General features: G+C 48.2%; 19 protein-coding genes and 1 riboswitch. Of the genes, 11 read left to right on the forward strand and 8 right to left on the reverse strand.

Features of this window, described 5'->3' with window-relative positions; genetic code table 11:
- Positions 1-12: 12 nt before the first annotated feature.
- Positions 13-939, forward strand: coding sequence for a substrate-binding domain-containing protein (locus Y79_RS0112285; protein ID WP_016937946.1), 927 nt, complete (start codon positions 13-15; stop codon positions 937-939).
- Positions 940-967: 28 nt separating this feature from the next.
- Here Y79_RS0112285 and Y79_RS0112290 read toward each other — a convergent pair whose 3' ends face one another.
- Entirely contained in the window at positions 968-2,824 is a 1,857-nt protein-coding gene (locus Y79_RS0112290) for an LTA synthase family protein (protein ID WP_016937947.1), read from the reverse strand.
- 41 nt (positions 2,825-2,865) lie between these two features.
- Positions 2,866-3,348 carry a metal-dependent hydrolase gene (locus tag Y79_RS0112295; protein ID WP_016937948.1) on the reverse strand — a complete coding sequence of 161 codons (483 nt, stop codon included), beginning with the start codon at positions 3,346-3,348 and terminating at the stop codon, positions 2,866-2,868.
- A 183-nt stretch (positions 3,349-3,531) separates the two neighbouring features.
- On the opposite strand from Y79_RS0112295, the gene sspJ reads away from it, so the two are divergent.
- Entirely contained in the window at positions 3,532-3,672 is a 141-nt protein-coding gene (gene sspJ / locus Y79_RS0112305; protein WP_007410034.1) for a small acid-soluble spore protein SspJ, read from the forward strand.
- Between the two features lie 122 nt (positions 3,673-3,794).
- Positions 3,795-3,976, forward strand: a riboswitch (Lysine riboswitch).
- A 108-nt stretch (positions 3,977-4,084) separates the two neighbouring features.
- Positions 4,085-5,497 carry an amino acid permease gene (locus Y79_RS0112310; RefSeq protein WP_016937949.1) on the forward strand — a complete coding sequence of 471 codons (1,413 nt, stop codon included), beginning with the start codon at positions 4,085-4,087 and terminating at the stop codon, positions 5,495-5,497.
- Positions 5,498-5,546: 49 nt separating this feature from the next.
- On the opposite strand, the gene Y79_RS0112315 is transcribed toward Y79_RS0112310, so the two are convergent.
- Positions 5,547-6,461, reverse strand: a complete 915-nt coding sequence (locus Y79_RS0112315; protein WP_016937950.1) for a class I SAM-dependent methyltransferase — start codon at positions 6,459-6,461, stop codon at positions 5,547-5,549.
- 147 nt (positions 6,462-6,608) lie between these two features.
- Positions 6,609-7,547: an iron-hydroxamate ABC transporter substrate-binding protein gene (locus Y79_RS0112320; RefSeq protein WP_016937951.1), complete on the reverse strand. Its 939-nt coding sequence runs from the start codon at positions 7,545-7,547 to the stop codon at positions 6,609-6,611.
- A gap of 247 nt (positions 7,548-7,794) precedes the next feature.
- On the opposite strand from Y79_RS0112320, the gene Y79_RS0112325 reads away from it, so the two are divergent.
- Genes Y79_RS0112325 through Y79_RS0112335 form a run of 3 tightly spaced genes read left to right on the forward strand, consistent with a single transcriptional unit; the run spans position 7,795 to position 10,664 of the window.
- Positions 7,795-8,832 (forward strand): FecCD family ABC transporter permease, encoded by a 1,038-nt coding sequence (locus Y79_RS0112325; RefSeq protein WP_173363133.1) that lies wholly within the window; start codon positions 7,795-7,797, stop codon positions 8,830-8,832.
- Positions 8,832-9,842, forward strand: coding sequence for a FecCD family ABC transporter permease (locus tag Y79_RS0112330; protein WP_016937953.1), 1,011 nt, complete (start codon positions 8,832-8,834; stop codon positions 9,840-9,842). The genes Y79_RS0112325 and Y79_RS0112330 overlap by 1 nt, the downstream gene beginning before the upstream one ends.
- A gap of 18 nt (positions 9,843-9,860) precedes the next feature.
- Positions 9,861-10,664: an ABC transporter ATP-binding protein gene (locus Y79_RS0112335; protein WP_012118422.1), complete on the forward strand. Its 804-nt coding sequence runs from the start codon at positions 9,861-9,863 to the stop codon at positions 10,662-10,664.
- A gap of 36 nt (positions 10,665-10,700) precedes the next feature.
- Here Y79_RS0112335 and Y79_RS0112340 read toward each other — a convergent pair whose 3' ends face one another.
- The 3 genes from Y79_RS0112340 to Y79_RS1000000120900 form a co-directional block, all read right to left on the reverse strand.
- Positions 10,701-11,123: a regulatory YrvL family protein gene (locus tag Y79_RS0112340; protein ID WP_016937954.1), complete on the reverse strand. Its 423-nt coding sequence runs from the start codon at positions 11,121-11,123 to the stop codon at positions 10,701-10,703.
- A gap of 65 nt (positions 11,124-11,188) precedes the next feature.
- Positions 11,189-12,349, reverse strand: a complete 1,161-nt coding sequence (locus Y79_RS0112345; RefSeq protein WP_016937955.1) for an oxalate decarboxylase family bicupin — start codon at positions 12,347-12,349, stop codon at positions 11,189-11,191.
- Between the two features lie 116 nt (positions 12,350-12,465).
- Positions 12,466-12,621 carry a YvrJ family protein gene (locus tag Y79_RS1000000120900; RefSeq protein ID WP_016937956.1) on the reverse strand — a complete coding sequence of 52 codons (156 nt, stop codon included), beginning with the start codon at positions 12,619-12,621 and terminating at the stop codon, positions 12,466-12,468.
- Positions 12,622-12,861: 240 nt separating this feature from the next.
- Between Y79_RS1000000120900 and Y79_RS0112355 the strand changes: the two genes are divergently transcribed.
- The 5 genes from Y79_RS0112355 to Y79_RS0112375 all read left to right on the forward strand — a co-directional run bounded on the left by Y79_RS0112355 (position 12,862) and on the right by Y79_RS0112375 (position 17,196).
- The gene (locus tag Y79_RS0112355; protein ID WP_155816748.1) at positions 12,862-13,392 is read left to right on the forward strand and encodes a sigma-70 family RNA polymerase sigma factor; all 531 of its coding nucleotides are present in this window, start codon (positions 12,862-12,864) and stop codon (positions 13,390-13,392) included.
- Between the two features lie 3 nt (positions 13,393-13,395).
- Positions 13,396-13,632, forward strand: coding sequence for a sigma-O factor regulator RsoA (rsoA, locus tag Y79_RS0112360; RefSeq protein WP_016937958.1), 237 nt, complete (start codon positions 13,396-13,398; stop codon positions 13,630-13,632).
- Positions 13,633-13,804: 172 nt separating this feature from the next.
- Positions 13,805-14,512 carry a response regulator transcription factor gene (locus Y79_RS0112365; protein WP_016937959.1) on the forward strand — a complete coding sequence of 236 codons (708 nt, stop codon included), beginning with the start codon at positions 13,805-13,807 and terminating at the stop codon, positions 14,510-14,512.
- Positions 14,509-16,251, forward strand: coding sequence for a HAMP domain-containing sensor histidine kinase (locus tag Y79_RS0112370; protein WP_016937960.1), 1,743 nt, complete (start codon positions 14,509-14,511; stop codon positions 16,249-16,251). Before Y79_RS0112365 ends, Y79_RS0112370 begins: the two co-directional genes overlap by 4 nt.
- 66 nt (positions 16,252-16,317) lie before the next feature.
- Complete coding sequence (locus tag Y79_RS0112375; protein WP_016937961.1) at positions 16,318-17,196, forward strand: SMP-30/gluconolactonase/LRE family protein; 879 nt, start codon at positions 16,318-16,320, stop codon at positions 17,194-17,196.
- 48 nt (positions 17,197-17,244) lie between these two features.
- Here Y79_RS0112375 and Y79_RS0112380 read toward each other — a convergent pair whose 3' ends face one another.
- Complete coding sequence (locus Y79_RS0112380) at positions 17,245-18,036, reverse strand: SDR family NAD(P)-dependent oxidoreductase (RefSeq protein ID WP_016937962.1); 792 nt, start codon at positions 18,034-18,036, stop codon at positions 17,245-17,247.
- Positions 18,037-18,108: the final 72 nt, after the last annotated feature.

Here is an 18,108-nt window from a genome sequence, read left to right on the forward strand (position 1 = left end):
GAGCGTGATAATATGACAGAAGCCACTTCCTATACAATAGAAGAAGTTGCGGGCCTTTTAAAGGTCTCAAAACTGACAGTATATGATTTGATAAAAAAAGGACTCATTTCGGCGTACAGGGTCGGAAGACAGATGAGGGTCGATGAAGAGGACTTGAAACAATATAAAGCAAACATGAGGATGTCTAAAGAGCCATCAGCAGCCAAGGACGCTGATCCGCCCCGCAGGCCGGAGCCGGAAAAAAGCCAGTCTGTTATCATCAGCGGCCAGGATGTGTCGATGGATCTCCTCAGCAAACAGCTGGAACAAAAGATACAGGCGTCCCCGCTTCGCAAGTACAGCGGCAGCTTAAACAGCTTGATCGAGATGTACCGGGGAGCGTGCGACATCGTCAGTCTGCATCTGTATGATGGGGAGACGGGGGAGTATAACATCCCGTATGTGAAGCGCATTCTTTCAGGAGAGCCGTTTGCGCTCTTTCATGTCGTGCTTCGGCAGGCCGGATTATACGTGAAAAAGGGCAATCCGCTGAACATTCAGGGCTTTCAGGATTTGAGCAGAAAGGATGTCCGTATCGTCAATCGCGAAAAAGGATCAGGCGCGAGGGTGCTGCTGGATGAACAGCTCAGATCATTCGGCATCACGCCGTCTGAGGTTGCCGGCTACCATGACATTGTCACGGATCATTTGTCAGCGGCTTCACAAGTATCGGGAGGAAAAGCGGATGCGGGAATCGGCTCGCAGCATGCGGCGCATATCGCCGGAACGGATTTTATCCCGGTAATCAGGGAGCAGTACGATGTGGTCGTCTTAAAACAAAACCGGGAGCTTGTTCAAAGCGTGCAGGACATTCTCAATTCCGAGGAATTCAAGTCTCAGCTTTCTCAATTATCCGGATATGATACGAAAATGACCGGTCGGCTCATATATGAAACATAAAAAACCCCTCCAATGACGGAGGGGTTTTTTATTGTTTGTAAAACCGCAGCAGGTCGCCGTTTAATATTTTATCGGAGAGCATCAGTTCTTGTTCCGCTTTTTCTTTCTCATCGCTGCATGCGCCCATGTCAGAAAGCGGTTCGCCCGTTTTGCGGTTGTAACACGTATTTTTCGTATAAATATGATCATTCGTGATAAAGCTGCCGTTTCTCAGCACAGCAAACGGAGTCCGCTCTTTGGAAAACAGGTCATTGCCGAACTGAATGCTGCCTTTCGTTTCAATGCCGAGCAGGTGAAGCAGCGTCGGTCTTACATCTACCTGTCCCGCGGCGGAAGCGATCGTTTCCGGCTCACGGTCGGTCACCCCGGGAATATGAATGATAAACGGCACGCGCTGAAGCTGAACCGTATCAAACGGCGTAATTTCTTCTTTTCCCAAGAATTCGGCAAGTCCTTTATTGTGGGCTTCGGATATGCCGTAATGATCTCCCATCAGGACGATCATCGCGTTGTCATACAGCCCTTCTTTTTTCAGCTTGTTGAAAAAGTGTTTTAGCGCCTCATCTTCATAGCGGACCGTCGTCACATAACGGTTTAACAAATCACTGCTAGTGTCCGGTTCCTCAATGAGCTGATCCTGTTTATCAATTTCAAAAGGAAAATGGTTGGTCAAAGTCAGCAGGCTTGCGTAAAACGGCTGCGGAAGCTTCTTTAATTTTTCCGCTGACTGTTCGAGAAATTCCTTGTCCTTCAGGCCCCAGCCCGTTGAGTTTTCCGGTGTCACTTTAAATTCATCCGCGTCGAAAAAACGGTCGATGCCGAATGCCCCGTACATCTCATCCCGGTTCCAAAAGGCCTTATGATTGGCATGCAGAACGGCCGAATAGTACCGATGGTCTTTTAACGTATGGTACAGCGTATTGAACCGGTGGCCGCTTTTTGTGAAAAAAACGGCGCCGCTTGAAGACGGATACAGCGAATTCGCAGTAATAAATTCTGAATCTGAGGTTTTTCCCTGTTCGGTCTGCTGATAAAAATGAGTGAAGTCATAGCTTTTTTTCCGCAGCTTATTCATAAACGGGGTAATCTCCCGCCCGTTGACCCGTTCATCCATCACAAAACGCTGTGTTGATTCAAGCGTGACAAAAATCACATTACGCCCTTTAGCAAGCCCGAATTTTGCATCGGACGGGCGGCTGTAGTCGGCTTGGGTGTAGTTCGCGACCGCCGCGAGACTGTCTTCGTCGGCAAACGCTTTAGCCCCTGCATTCAACGTTTGCGAAATGGTGTCATACAAATGAAAGTGGAACAGGCCGATTCCTTTTACGAGCGCTTCACGATCAAAAGGATGCCTGAACAGCTTCGGCTGCTCGGCCTCAGACAGCGCAAGGTTGCACAGCATGAGGCCGGCTGATGCCCACGCATACGCTTTAACAGTCCGGGCGCCCGCTTTTCCCTTACCGGCTTTATGCTTTCCCGCTAGGTAAAACAGAACCGCAATATCCGCGAATAAAGCGATATACAGCGGGTGAAACAGCTCTTGGACGCTGCTTCCCATATCGCCCATATTGCTTGCCTGAAACAAAACCGGTATGGTGATAAAATCAATATAAAACCCGTAAAACACCGTATTCGCAATTAAAATCCCCGTCAGCATCACATTCGCCGAAAGCAGAAAGATCCGCTGCTTTTTTTCCGTCAGCAGCAGGCCGATGCCGAACAGCGGCACAATAAAGCTCAGCGGGTTAATGAGAAGCAGACATTCCTCAAGAACAGAATTGTTCTGCAGATCAAAACCGAGCTTGTAAACGACGTATGTTTTTATCCACATGAACAGGATGGACAGGCATAAAAACCGATGATTGCTGAAAAAGGATTTCTTCATATGTATGACTCCTCACCCTAAAAGCGAAAGACGCTTTTTGTTTAAGAGATGCGGCCGTGAACCAATTCGTATAAATAATAGCAGGATACAATCGTTAACCCGGCCAGCACAAGCTGCTCCGAAAAGCTCCCCGTCCTCATATAAAGGGGAAGACGGAAGCGGATGGTTGACGGAAACAGCAGTTTAATGCCGTTGACGGTCCATGCGTCAAGCACAAGGTGGCTTGCCATTCCGATCATCAGTCCGGCGGAGATGCTTGGATTCGGGATATAGGCTGCCGTGATGAAAAACATAATTAGCATAAACAGCAGACTGTGTGTAAACGTTCTGTGGCCGAACACCGTGCTTACGATTTTGGACAGAACGGGCAGCGTTCTGCCGATTTTGCTTTTCGTATGGCATATATCGGGAATCAGCGCCCCAAGGGCACCCGCGGAGGTCATAAGGACCGGATCATACCCGTAATAATACGCAATTGCGGAACAAGAAGCGATGCCTCCCATGATGTGTGTTTTTCCTGTCATTTTTCGCTTCTCCTTTTTATTTTTGCCAAAATCCCCTGAATTACAAATATATCAAGAGAATGCATGTTTGATCAACAAACTTTACCTGTTCCGCCAAAAGGAAGGAGGATCGGATTCCGCATATTCTGCCGCGGAAAAAGACACATTATAGGTGTACCTATATTTGATAAAGAGGTGATACAGATGGCTTTCTTTAACAAAGAAAAAGGCAAAAACAGCGATAAAAACAAAAACGTCATTCAAGGTGCGCTTGAGGACGCCGGTGCAGCTCTGAAAGACGATCCGCTTCAAGAAGCTGTTCAAAAGAAAAAAAACAACCGCTGACCATATAAAACGGGTAGGGCGAATGCTCTATCCGTTTTCCGTCTAATTTTTCCCTTTGACAGATCTTTTTATCTCTGATAACCTCTGAGTAGAATTGAATGATAAAAATCCTCACTCTTTCTCGGTGAGGTAGAGGTTGCGCTTGATGATGAGTCGCACATGCCAGGCTGATAAGGGGCCGCAAAACATGTGTTAAAGGCATCAGCGCCGAAGTGTAAAGAAAGCCGATCCTTCTTTATGCTGGGACTGTATCTGAATAAGTGCAGGACTGCCGCGTGCTTTTTCGCGGAGGGCTATCCGGAGATCAAGGGTGTGTGTTTCTTTAAGCATGGACTTTTGTTCAGGCTTTTTTTGTGTGTAAATATGGTCTCGGGGTCTGGTCCGTACGAATGAACAACCAGGAGGTACAGGAATGGAACAGACGAAAAAATGGGGTTTTTGGTTATTAACGGCATTTGTCGTAGGAAATATGGTAGGCTCGGGCATCTTTTCCCTTCCGAGCACGCTCGCAAAAATCGCGAGCCCGTTCGGCGCTACATCGGCATGGCTTTTAACGGGAGCCGGTGTGTTAATGATCGCGCTTGTCTTCGGTCACTTATCCATCCGCAAGCCTGAGCTGACGGCGGGGCCGCAAAGCTATGCGAGAGCGCTGTTCAGCGATCGGAAAAAAGGGAACGCAGCCGGATTCACGATGGTGTGGGGCTACTGGGTGGCGAGCTGGATCAGCAACGTGGCGATCATCACCAGCCTTGCCGGATATTTAACTTCTTTTTTCCCGATTTTAACGGATAAGCGTGAAATGTTTTCAATCGGCGGTCAGGCGGTTACACTTGGCCAGCTGCTGACGTTTGCCGTATGTACGGTTTTATTATGGGGCACTCACACGATTCTAGTCTCCAGCATGAACGGTGCGAGTAAATTAAATTTCGTTACGACGTTTTCAAAAGTATTAGGATTTATCTTCTTTATCATTGCAGGTTTGTTTGTGTTTCAAACGTCGTTTTTCGATCATTTTTATTTTCCGGTTCAAACAGGTCCTCATACGGTTGAGGGAATTGGCGGTCAGGTCCACAATGCGGCGATTTCAACATTATGGGCGTTCGTCGGAATTGAATCGGCAGTCATCTTATCCGGGCGCGCCCGTTCGCAGCGCGACGTGAAACGCGCCACCATTACAGGCTTATTGATTGCGCTCAGCATCTATATCATCGTGACATTGATTACGATGGGCGTGCTTCCGCATGGTAAGCTTGTCGGCTCGGAAAAACCGTTTGTTGACGTATTATACGCGATCGTCGGCAATGCGGGAAGCATCATCATGGCGATTTTGGCGATCCTCTGTCTGTTCGGGACAATGCTCGGCTGGATTCTTCTCGGCTCTGAAGTTCCGTATCAAGCCGCGAAATCAGGAGACTTTCCCGCCGCTTTTGCAAAAACGAATAAACAGGGCAGCCCGGTTGTGTCGTTAATCGTCACGAACGTGATGTCACAGATCTTTATCTTTTCGGTTATTTCCCGGACAATCAGTGACGCGTTTACGTTTCTAACAACGGCGGCGACACTCGCTTACCTGATTCCGTATCTCATATCAGCGTTTTACAGCCTGAAGCTCGTGCTGACGGGTGAAACGTATGACGAAATCAAGGGTTCAAGAGTGAAGGACGGTTTCATCGCCATCCTTGCCTGCATTTATTCTTTTTACGTCATTATTACGGGAACGGCCGATTTAACGACCTTTATTCTCGGGATCGGACTGTTTTTCGTCGGTTTGCTGTTATATCCTTTCGTTTCAAAGAAATTTGCAAACAACAGACAACCCGTATAAAAAAAAAGACATCTCACGTCTGTGGGATGTCTTTTTTGGCGTCAGCGGATTACTTTTTGACGGCGTGTATATAATGAATGGTCTCGAATGCGGTTAAATGGTCAGCGCGCCCGCTGAAAAAACGGTCATTGATAACCGCTGGAGATAAATGTTCATAAATAAGCAGGCCTGATGATTCTAACATTTTTTCAATTTCTTTATAGCTGAAACACGACAGCATCGGTTCTCCGCCTGCCGCAGCCATTTTCACCATGTTCTCCACTCTGTTTGACAGTCCTTTTTCTTCAAAGAGCGACTCATCCGCATAATCAAACACGACAGAGCTGCCGGGCGGGACTTCGGCAAATAATTGTGTAAGCAGGCGGGCCAGATGCTTTTTCGTAAGATAATATGACACACCGAGCAGGCTGAAAAAGGTTTTTTGGCGGGAAAAACCTTCCTGATTCAGACGGCTGAAAGAAAGCGGAGCCGTAAAGTCCATCGGCGCAAAATGAAGACGGCTCGGGATATCGCGCTCAAGACGTGTTAATCTGTTTAATTTGTCTTCCTGTGAAGCGCGGAGATCCACTTCAAAGATGTCTGTGCTGTTTGTCACCTCGGGATGCCTGAAACAGAAAGTATCCAGCCCTGCGCCGAGGATGACATACTGTTTGGCCCCGAGCTTCACTTCATTCAAAAGCACTTCTTCACAATACGCCGCACGGGCTAACGGTGTAGGAGACAGCTGAACTTGAGTCACCCATTTTAAGATGTCATCCGGTTTGCCTTGAAGCTTCCGGGCCATGTCTTTGCTGAAAAATGATATACCTTGAATCAAATGATCGCTGATGTCCGACAGCTCTTTTTCAGATAAAAGATCTTGTGCCAAGAAATCATCAAATATCACCGGTGTGTCGTATTTACTGTGGTACGCCCTTACGAAAGCCGACAGCAGGGAAGTCATACTCGCTTTATTTTCTCTCATATTAAAGATCCTCCGTTATTGACATCAATCTCCGGCCGGGAGAATCTCATTATACATGTTAATCCAAAAATGTAAATTATAGCATAAATAAATTTTTTTGTCAAGTTTTTGGCGTCATAAAAAGCCGCTGTGACAGCGGCTCCCGGGTTACTTTGTTAAGCTTTTTGTGATGTAGTCGAGCTGGCCTTCGAGTGAGATCGGGTCTGAGAAATAGAAGCCGATCGGATCAATGTGATAGACATGGTTTTGCTTGACGGCATCGAGATTCTTCCAGATTGAACTGTCAAGCACGCCTTTGTCGTCACCGCCGGCCTGCCATGGCCCCATAAAGATATAGTCTCCCGCGAAGTCAGGCAGTTTTTCAAGTGAAATGCTGGCGTAGCCCGGCCCTTGATTTATGGCTTTATCCTGCGTCAGTTTTGTGGCTTTCAGCCCGAGTTTGTCATAAATGATGCTTCCGCCGCGGCCGAAGTCTTTACCGAATACATAGATGTCTTTTCCATTTGTCTGCATGATGGAGATGGTTTTTGAGCCGACCGCTTTTTGAACTTTTGTTTTAGCGGCAGCGGTTTTCTTATCCCATTCAGCCAGCCATTTGTCTGCTTTGTCTTCAGTGCCTGTCATTTTCGCAAACTCTTTGAATTGATCAATGTTGCTGAGTTTGTCATATTTAATGGCGATGGTCGGCGCGATTTTTTCCAGTTTTTCAATATCGGCGCCTTGTGTCGTCCAGACAACGATTAAATCAGGCTTTAAGTCAATGATTTTCTCAACAGACGTGCCGTCGCCGATGTTTGTCACACCGTTTGTTTTCCCTTTGTAATAAGGGTTTTTAAATACGTTTTGCGGCGCGCCGACAACATTGATGCCGAGCTGTTTGAAGTCGCCGTAGTAGCCGTCAGCCATGACGACGACACGTTTCGGGTGCTTCGGAATTTTAATATTGCCGTTTTCGGCTTTATAAGTGACGGTTTCTCCTTTTTCAGAAGAGCCTTTCGTGTCTGAAGAATTTCCGCATGCGGCCAAAGCGGCGATGAGCAGCACGGCAATCAGCGCAGCGCCGATTTTCTTGTATGTATGGAACATCTGACATTCCTTCTTTCATAAAAAATAGTGATAAAGAGAATCATTATCAGTGTGATTATATCACTGCTTTTATAGAGAAGCACGCTCTTTTTAAAGAAAAGCTTTCTTTTATGATATGAAATTAGGTCTATTAAAAGAGAAGATAAAAGTGCTATACTGAAACAAGTCATTGATAATCATTATCATTACCATTCTTGTTTTGAGAAAGGAAGAACGAGTGTTGGGTCTATTAAAAAAGAAGCAGACAATGACGGCTCAAGGGGCATCAGGGAGCGAAATCCAGTGGACGGCGCGTTCATTCCGGGCGGCTGTGCTGCTGTGTGCCGGTATTGCGGTTTTATTGATCGGCGCGGCCTTGTCTGTTTCCATCGGAGCTGCCGATATTCATCTGCGGACGGTGTGGGATGCTCTCTTTCACTTTCAGCCGCAAAATACATCTCATCAAATCATACGCGATCTGAGGCTGCCGAGAACTGCCGCCGCCGCGCTCGTCGGGGCTTTTTTAGCTGTGTCCGGGGCGATCATGCAGGGGCTGACGCGGAACCCGCTTGCTGAGCCTTCCATTATGGGCGTGACGTCGGGGTCGGGATTTGCGATCGCTTTGGCATTTGCTTTTTTTCCGGGGCTCTCTGCCGCTGGGCTTGTTTTGTGGTCCTTTATGGGAGCGGGAATCGGGGCGCTCATTGTGTTTGGCATCGGCCTGTTTTCAAAAGGCGGGCTGACACCGGTGAAGCTCGCGCTGGCCGGTACGGCGGTCGGCTATTTCTTAACGGGGCTTTCAAGCGCGATTGCGATCCGTTTTGATGTCGCTCAGGATGTGAAGTTCTGGTATGCCGGAGGAGTCGCGTCCGTGAAATGGGAGGGCGTCCAGCTGCTTTTGGCAGTCGGCGTCATCGGACTTTTGCTCGCATTTCTGATTGCGCGCTCAGTGACGGTGCTGAGCTTGGGTGAGGAGCTTGCGAAAGGGCTCGGGCAGTACACGGCGCTTGTGAAAGTCATCGGAATGGTTGTCGTTGTCCTTTTGACGGGGGCTTCAGTCTCAGTCGCCGGAGCCATTTCTTTTATCGGCTTGGTGATTCCGCACATCACCCGTTTTTTAGTCGGTGTAGATTACAGATGGATTATTCCTTGTTCTGCGGTATTCGGCGCCGTTTTGTTAGTCTTCAGTGACATTGCGGCAAGACTCGTCAATGCGCCGTTTGAAACACCGGTCGGCGCTTTAACGGCCCTTATCGGCGTTCCCTTTTTCTTTTATTTGGCGCGCAGGGAAAGGAGAGGGCTGTAATGAATGTGAAATCGAAAAAACCGCTCGCGGTTATAGCCGTTACGTTTTTGCTCATATGCATTGTCTTTTTTATCAGCTTAAATATGGGTGTGATCCGGATTGCGCCTTTCGATGCGTTACGTGTCTTTTTCGGACAGGGGGATGCCCGGGATCAGCTCGTTTTATTTGAATTCAGACTGCCGCGCATGGTGCTGTCATTACTGGTCGGGGCCGGAATCGCGGTTTCAGGCGCGATTTTTCAAAGCGTGTCTCAAAATGACTTGGCGGAGCCGGGCATTCTCGGTATCAACGCCGGAGCGTCTTTGGCGGTCGTTCTGTTTATCTTCTTTTTCCAAGGGTCCGCTGCTGATTTAAGCATGTTCAGTACATGGCTGCTTCCGGTGAGCGCTTTGGCGGGGGCTTTTCTGGCTGTACTGCTCATCTATGTGCTCGCTTGGAAAAAAGGTGTTTCGCCTGTCCGGCTCATTTTGGTCGGGATCGGCGTTAATGCGGGGTTTAATGCGCTTCTCTTGATTTTTCAGCTGAAAATGGACCCGCGGGACTTCATGCAGGCGCTTGTATGGATTTCCGGTTCGATTTGGAATGCCAATTGGAAAATGGTGCTGTCCATTTTGCCGTGGCTGCTGGTTCTTTTGCCGTTCAGCCTCTATAAAGCGAGGTATTTAAACGTGCTCCAGCTCGGTGACCAGCTGGCGGCGGGACTCGGCACCCGGGTCGAAAAGGAACGGCGCATTCTGCTGTTTTCAGCTGCCGCCTTGGCCGCGTCATGTGTTGCGGCAGCCGGCGGAATCGCTTTTCTCGGATTGATTGCCCCGCATTTGGCCAGAAGGCTTACCGGGCCGCGCCATCAAACGCTTATTCCGGTTTCGGCTTTAATCGGCGCATTTTTATTTCTGCTCGCTGATACGCTGGCGAGAAATGTGCTTGCGCCGTCCGAGGTTCCGGTCGGCTTGGTGATTTCCGTGCTCGGAGCGCCGTATTTTGTCTATTTGCTGATGAAAACGAAATAGAGGAAGGAGACTGCCGCGATGAACTCATTATCGGCGGAACAGCTTACTGTCGGTTATGGAGACCGTCTGATAGCGAAAGAATTGGACATCGCCATACCGAAAGGAAAAATTACAACGCTGATCGGCCCAAACGGATGCGGAAAATCGACGGTTCTTAAGACGATGTCAAGAATCATGAAACCGAAATCCGGCGCCGTTTATTTAAACGGACAGGCGATCATGCAAAAATCCACGAAGGACATCGCCAAGGAAATGGCCATCCTTCCGCAGACGCCTGAAGCGCCGAGCGGGCTGACGGTATACGAACTTGTTTCTTACGGCAGGTTTCCGCATCAGTCCGGAATGGGCCGCTTGAGTGATAAAGACCGTGATATGATCAAGTGGGCGCTTGAAGAGACGGGGATGGCCGAATTTTACGACCGGCCGATCGAAGCGCTTTCCGGAGGACAGCGGCAGCGTGTGTGGATCGCCATGGCGCTCGCTCAGGAAACGGAGCTGCTGCTTCTTGATGAACCGACCACTTATTTAGATCTCGCCCATCAGCTTGAAATTCTGCAGCTGCTGGACAAATTAAACAAAGAGCAGGGGCGCACGATTTTAATGGTTATTCATGATCTGAACCATGCCGCCCGTTTTTCCCATTATATGATTGCGCTGAAAAAAGGGCGCGTCATCAAGGAAGGGACGGCGGAGGAAGTCATGACGCCCGGCATATTGAAAGACGTGTTTCAGATTGACGCACAGATCGTTAAAGATCCGCGCACGAACAAACCCGTCTGCTTGACATATGATTTAATCCGGCATGAAAATGCCACGGTATGACGGTAAAAACGCAGAACCATTTCGGTCTGCGTTTTTTTATTGCGCCCGGGGCTGCTTTTGCCCGGAGACGCATTTATCCAAAACGAAAAAAACCCCCGCCACAATCAGCTCCTCGGTCGTTGACAGCCAAATCTTTTCAATCATTTTATCCGTCGTATACGCAGTCATCCAGAGGAACAGCAGCTGAACGGTGCTGGCTAAAAGAAGAAAAGGCAGCCTGCCCGTCCTAAAAAAAGTAAAGCTATGTATCATCAGCCGCTCAAGCGGTTCAAAACATAAACCGAGAAGAATAAAAAGCACGGAAAAAAGCAGGACGTACGCCATTGATCCGTAGCTCGTCCCGGCTAATGAAAAAACGGTCATCATCACGATGAAATACCCGAATAATACGGCGGCCGCTGCCAGGGCATACCTGAGCACCTGGAGAAAAAACAATTTCGGCCCGTTTTGATTGATCATCTGCTCAGCTCCTTTTTACACAGAGGAGACTTGCAGAGACGGACTCTGCAAGTCGGTGTGTGTCTTCAGCATTTCTTTTTGACGACAGGGTGTTTCTCTTTCGAAAGAATATCCGTAAAGTCTTTGCCCAGATCCAGATGCTGCTGGACGAATTTCTCAGGAAGCATGGCGAGCCATTGGTTCAGAGACACGTCGGCGTAGTGGTCATCCTTGAAGATTTCCAAGAAGACGAGCGGCTCATCCCCCAGATTCTCTACATAATGGCCCATGGCGAACGGAACGTAGCCGACATCTCCGGCCTGATAGTTGAAAGTTCTCGCATGGCCGTCCGAAGCAAACACCGTCATTCGTCCTTTACCGGAAATATAATACTGCCATTCATGTGTATTCGGATGCCAGTGCAGCTCTCTCATTGCGCCCGGTTCGACCACGACAAGCGCTGAAGCGATCGTTTTGGACACTTTGAAATTTGTGGAATCCGCAATATATACTTTGCCGCCGTCCGTTTCAGCAGTCGGACCTTCATCCAGCAGACGGTAGGTGAACGGGTAAGGCACCTCGCCGTTCGGTCCTTCCACAATGTCATCTTTCAGCTTGCCGGGAACAGGTTCTTCAAAGATATATTTTTCTTTCCCCGGCAGTCCGGCAAGGTCTTTTTCTGAAACCCCGAAGTTGCTGGCGATGACATCAAGCGGTGTGTGGGCAAGCCAGTCAGTTACTTGGAACGTGCTGTTTTCTGAGAATGAACCGTCATCAAAGACTAAAAGGAATTCACAGCCTTCTTTCAGCGCCTGAATGGAGTGCGGCAGGCCTGATGGGAAATACCACAGATCTCCTTCTTTCACGTCATCAATAAAACTGCGTCCCTGTTCATCAACAATTGTGACCCGCGCTTTGCCCGTCAGCATATATGCCCATTCCGCTTCTTTATGCCAATGCAGCTCACGGATGGCGCCCGGTTTTAAACGCATGTTGACAGATGCGAGATTTTTAGAAATCGGCAGCTCGCGGACGGTTACCTCACGCGCGTATCCGCCCTTTTCCAGCCGGTTATGCACATCTGAGAAAGAGAATTTCATATTATCCACCGTGCCGTGATCCGTTTCCGGCGGCGTCAGCATATCCGGATTTTGGCGGTCTCTTTCCAGGTTGCGCGGTATCGTGACGGTCGCTCCTTTGTCTCCTCTGATCGGCTGCGGGATATTGCAGTTGTTTTCTTTTGACATGTAAATCGTCTCCTCTCAAGCTTTGGTTTTCAGAAAGAGAATGTGAAAGGCCTTTCGTTTTCCCTTCTGCTTTGTTAAGTGATGCGTCCTGATGAAAAGTCAACTTCGTGTGAAAATTAATTTTTCATTTTCTGGTCTTTCAGCTCCGCCATCAGCTCGATCAGGGCGTCAAACTTCTTCTCAAACCGTGTGAGAAGATACATGGCAATCAGAGCCGGAAAGCCGAGATTGCCGATCTGTCTGACAACTTCTTCTATAAAAACCTGATCCATCACCAGCCACCTCCTGACTTGACCTGCAGTCATGTATATAAGTGAAAGAACGTGCTGCTCTTGTAAACCTGATATCCGGGCGAGAGTCTTTTTTTGTTCCGGCAAAACCGGGACATAAGGAGTGTGAAACCTTAGTCGGAAAGGAGTAGTTTACTTTTTTTTGCTTTCTTTCATTTAATTTAAATAGGAGGCGGTTTTATGGACTATCAAGTTCTTTTACGGTCAAAATGCAAGGAAATCATGAAACATCCGATCGTCAAACATTTCTTGAGTGACCCTAAGCATTACGAGAAATTTAAAAATGTGCTCGAACATTCAGACGAGAAGGATGCAAAATCACTGGACGAACATTTTAAGCAGTTTTATAAGGAAATCCGGATCATCAAATATATGAATTCTATGATCCGGATTTTCTCCATCGACTTTGACAAGCGCATCCGTAAAAATCAGAAGCGCTATCCGCTTACGGTGGATCAGCCGGAAGGAGGTGAAGCGCTTCCCTATGAAATGGGAAAAGACACGTATGAAGAGTTTCTGCGGCAGCAGGGGGATTTGAGCCAGCATGTCCAAAACAGGGATTTATACGAAGCGCTCCAGACGTTAACCGATAAACAAAAAAGCGTGCTGACGAATATTTACCTTCACGGAGCGACAATGAAGGAGATTGCCGAGTCTCTGGGGGAGTCACGGCAGAACATTTCCAATATTCATAAAAAGGGTCTCGACAATCTCAGAAAGCAGCTGGACAAGCAGAAAAAAGGGGGAAAATAAGCAGTGAACGGGCCATTTGACTTCAACAAGGGGAAAACAGATATCGACGAAATGGAACTTTTAATTTCGCGTTTTTCGCCAATGATAAAAAAAAAACTGAGCAATACGTCTTACCAGGAAAGAGAAGATCTGGAACAGGAATTGAAGATTAAAATCGTTGAGAAAGCGGACATGCTGTTATGCCAGGAAGTGCCGGGATTTTGGGAATTTATTCTTCATCTTATAAATGAAAGCTCCTGACAAAGCGGCGGGATGATTAGGATTCCGCTCTGACACCGCGAGAAAAACGAGAGGAGATGTCCGGTCTCGTTTTTCTTTTCTGTTTCCCCACAAGACCTCCGCACTAAAAAAGTACCAAATCTTATCCATATAATGATATGATGAAAAAAACAAAGAGAAAGGAACGTCCAAGGTGGAAAATGCGTCAATTTTAATTGTAGACGATGAGAAGGCGATCGTTGATATGGTCAAGCGCGTTCTCGTCAAAGAAGGCTATCACAACATTAAGACAGCAGGCAGCGCAGAGGAAGCGATTGAGTTTGTTAAACATGAGACAGCGGATCTGCTCGTGCTGGATGTGATGATGGAAGGCATGTCCGGTTTTGAGGCATGCGCCGAAATCCGGAACTATACCGACGCTCCGATCTTTTTTCTGACTGCCCGGTCGTCTGATGCGGATAAGCTGTCAGGATTTGCATTGGGAGCTGACGATTATATAACAAAGCCGTTTAATCCGCTTGAATTGGCGGCGCGGATCAGGGCGACGTTGAAGAGAACCTATAAGCGCGAAGAGAAAACGTACTCATACAGCCATTTTTCCTATTCGCCGCAAAACGCCGAGCTGATCGTCGGGGGCGAGCCCGTCAGCTGCTCCGCACAGCTTCTGCAATTGCTTCAATATTTCTGTGAACATCCTGATGTGGTGCTCTCTAAAGACCAGATCTATGAAAAAGTATGGGGCTATCCGTCTTACGGCGACAACAACACCGTCATGGTTCACATCCGCAAGCTCAGAGAAAAGATTGAAAAAGACCCCAGCAATCCGTCCTATATTGTGACGGTGCGCGGCCTCGGTTATCGGTTTATTCCCGATCAAGGAGAAAAAGGAACCCGCTCATGAGAATGCGCGGAAAATTTCTGCTTCACTTTTTCGGTCAGCTGCTGCTTGTCATCCTGCTGATGTCCGTTTTGGCCGTCGCTTCTTTCTTCTATTTGGATTGGCGTTTCAGCGAAGCGGAAGCCAATGCAGGACTTACTAAAGCGACGGCAGACTCGTTTGAAGCGTGGCTTGATAAAAACGAAGACGGCACATGGGATGTCGATGAATTTTTAAAGATGTCGGTCAGAAAGCAGAAGGGCTGGCTGCAGATCATTAATGACAAAGAAAAAACGGACTACGCGTACAGAGTGCCGAAAGACGTCCCGAGCCATTACAGCAGAAAAGATCTCTTATCCATTTATCAGTATCGGAATTTTGACAACTATAAGCTGAACTACTGGACGGTCACGATTAATGATGAGACCTATCTGATTCTGTTCGGCTGGAAATCCGCCAGTGAGCAGCTTCTCACTTACATCGAGTCCCAGGAGCCATCCCTCGCTTCTCTTTCTCAATATAAAAAAAGCACGGTTGATTATATTAAACGGGAAAAAGGGGCGGTCTACCTTCTCGAAGACAGCGGCAGACTGCTCGGGGATATCAACAGCACAAAAAAAGAGCGGAACACCGTCAATGAGCTTGAATTGCTGAAATACAATTCCAAACCGTGGAATTACAAGCGGGAAATTTCTTTTAAAAGGCTCGATAAAACGAAATGGATGGTCGCTTCTGTGCCGAACCCTGTGTACATTCCCGATCATGAGTTTAACAAGTCATTTCTGAGAAATGTGTTGAAAACCCTCTTCCTCTTGATCGGAGTCTTAGTATTGATGATCTGCATCCTGACCATCTGGTACTCTTTCCGTTTCGGCTGGCCGCTGTTTCATACCATCAAATGGCTCGTCAATTTATCAAAGGGCCGGCTTGAAGAGCCGAAGAACCGCAAAGGACAGCCGGTCAGCAAAAATAAAAAGGGCAAAACAAAGCAGCCGTTCCGCTTTTTCGCTGAGATTTTCGAATCAATGGATCAGCTGACGGACACGCTGAAGCGGGATAAGAAAAACAGAGAAAAAATCCAGGCGACAAGGGAAGAGTGGATCGCCGGGCTGAGCCATGACTTGAAAACCCCGCTGAGCACGATTTACGGCTACAGCATGATGCTTGAATCGAAGCAATACGACTGGACCCCGGAAGAAGTCAAAGAAATGGGGCAGATCGTCCGGGAAAAATCAGAATATATGTCGAAGCTGATTGAGGACTTGAACTTGACATACCGTCTGAAAAACGCCGCCCTCCCGATCGAACGGCGCCTGATCAACATCGTTCCGTTTATCAGAAACGTCACGAACGATTTCACGAAAAACACGTTCTCGGAAGGCTATGACATCGCCTTTGAAACCAAAAAGGAAGACATTCTTTTCGCCATTGATGAAGCATGGTTCCGCCGTATTCTGGAGAATCTGCTGGCAAACGCGGTAAAGCATAATGAGAAAGGGACCGCCATTCGGGTCGTGCTTGAGGAATCAGCAGAACAGCTCATTCTGAAGGTGAAAGATAACGGAAGAGGAATGGACGACGAAACGATTCACCAGCTGTTTAACCGTTATTACCGGGGAACGAATACGAAGGGGCCGTCAGAAGGAACTGGGCTCGGGCTCGCCATTGCCAAGGAGCTGGTTCACCTTCATAACGGAACCATTCATGTCAACAGCAGAATCAGCGCCGGAACGGTGATTACGATTCTTTTTAAGAAAGATTGAGTTTGGACGCCGCTTTGTCGGGAATAACAATAGAAGACTGACAAGCAAAAGAAGAGGTGTTCACACATGGAAGCAGCATTACGAGCAGATACGAGAGCAGTTATAGGAGAAGGCCCTTTATGGGATAAGGACAAGCAATGCCTGTACTGGGTGGATATACTGGGCAGCCAGCTCCATATTTTTACTCCGGCTGACGGAATCAACCGTTCCGTTAAATTCAAATCATTTGTCACGGCTCTGGCCTTGTATTCAAAGGAAGAGCTGGTGATGACGATGAAAGACGGATTTTACCTGTACAATCTCCGGGAAGACACATTGACGAAGATGAAGCAGCCGAAAGATATGCGGGAAGATATCCGTTTTAATGACGCAAAATGCGACCCGTCCGGAAGATTATGGGCGGGGACGACGAGCATGGAAGGCAAAGAAGAGGAGGCTTCGCTGTACCGTCTGAATACGGACGGCAGTCTTGCCAAAATAAAAGACCAGGTCTCCACTTCGAACGGTTTGGATTGGGATCGGGACCGAAACCTGATGTACTATATTGATACTCCGACGCAGGAAATCGTCTGTTATGCATACGATCCTGAAACCGGAGCCGTATCAGATCCGAAAACAGTCTACCGCTTTCCGGAGTCGCAAGGATCTCCCGACGGGATGACCATTGACCGGGACGGAATGCTGTGGGTGGCTCTGTTCGGAGGCGGCCGTGCCGTCCGGATTGACCCGTTTTCGCATAAGGAAATTGCATCTATTGAAGTTCCCGCAAAATACGTCACCTGCTGTGCGTTCGGAGGCAGGGAGCTCAACACATTATACATTACGACCGCGACGGAAAAATTGACGGAAGCCGAAAGACTTGAACAGCCGCATGCGGGCGGCCTGTTTTCCGCAGAGCTTGAGACGGGCGGCTGGGAGCCGGTTCCGTTTGCAGGCATCATGTAAAAAAGCCCTGGCATATGGGAATGGTCCCATTGTGCCGGGCTTTTTTTGTTAAATGGAGCGGATGATGCCGCCTTCAACCCGCTGTGCGGTGCCGTTAATGGCAGATGCCGCAGCTGAAGCGAGAAATACAATCGTATTGGCGACTTCTTCCGGGGTCGCATAGCGCTGGATCAAAGATGTCGGTTCATTCACTTTAAAATAATCCCGAACGAAGCTGTCCGTATCTTCTCCGGCGGCCTTTGCGGCTCCTTCCATGTAAGAAGCGACGCCTTCGGTCCATGTCGGTCCGGGCAGCACGGAGTTTACCGTGACATTCGTGCCTTTTGTCATTTCCGCCATTCCCCGTGACAAGCTGATTAACGCTGTTTTCGTCATTGAATACGGAATCATTTGCGCAAGCGGTTTGACACCGGCTTCACTGGAGATGTTCAAAATCCGTCCGCTGTTTCTTTCAAGCATTTGCGGCAGAAAACGCCGGCACAGGCGCACGGCGCTCATGACATTCACTTCAAAATACCGGGTCCATTCGTCATCAGATACATCCGCGAAGTCCTTTACTTCGAAAAAACCGAGGTTATTAACGAGAATATCGACTTCCCCGATTCCGGCGGCGCGCTTAATCAGGTCATCGGCCTCCTCCTGGCGCGATAAATCTGCGGCGATGCCGTGAACCGTTCCGTAAGCGGAAAGCTCCTCAACCGTCCGTTCAACGGTTTCTTTTTTTCTTCCGTTTACAATCACCTCGGCGCCTTCGGTTAAAAAGCTTTTTGCCGCGGCTTTTCCGATGCCGGAAGTTGATCCTGTGATTAACACGAGTTTTCGTTCAAGCTGTAATTCCATGATGATCCTCCTTTTTACTCGACTGTGTAACAGTATACATGATGAATTTTAGTGTTTACGAATCATTTGCTT

Source organism: Bacillus siamensis KCTC 13613 (assembly GCF_000262045.1).
Taxonomy (GTDB): Bacteria; Bacillota; Bacilli; order Bacillales; family Bacillaceae; genus Bacillus; species Bacillus siamensis.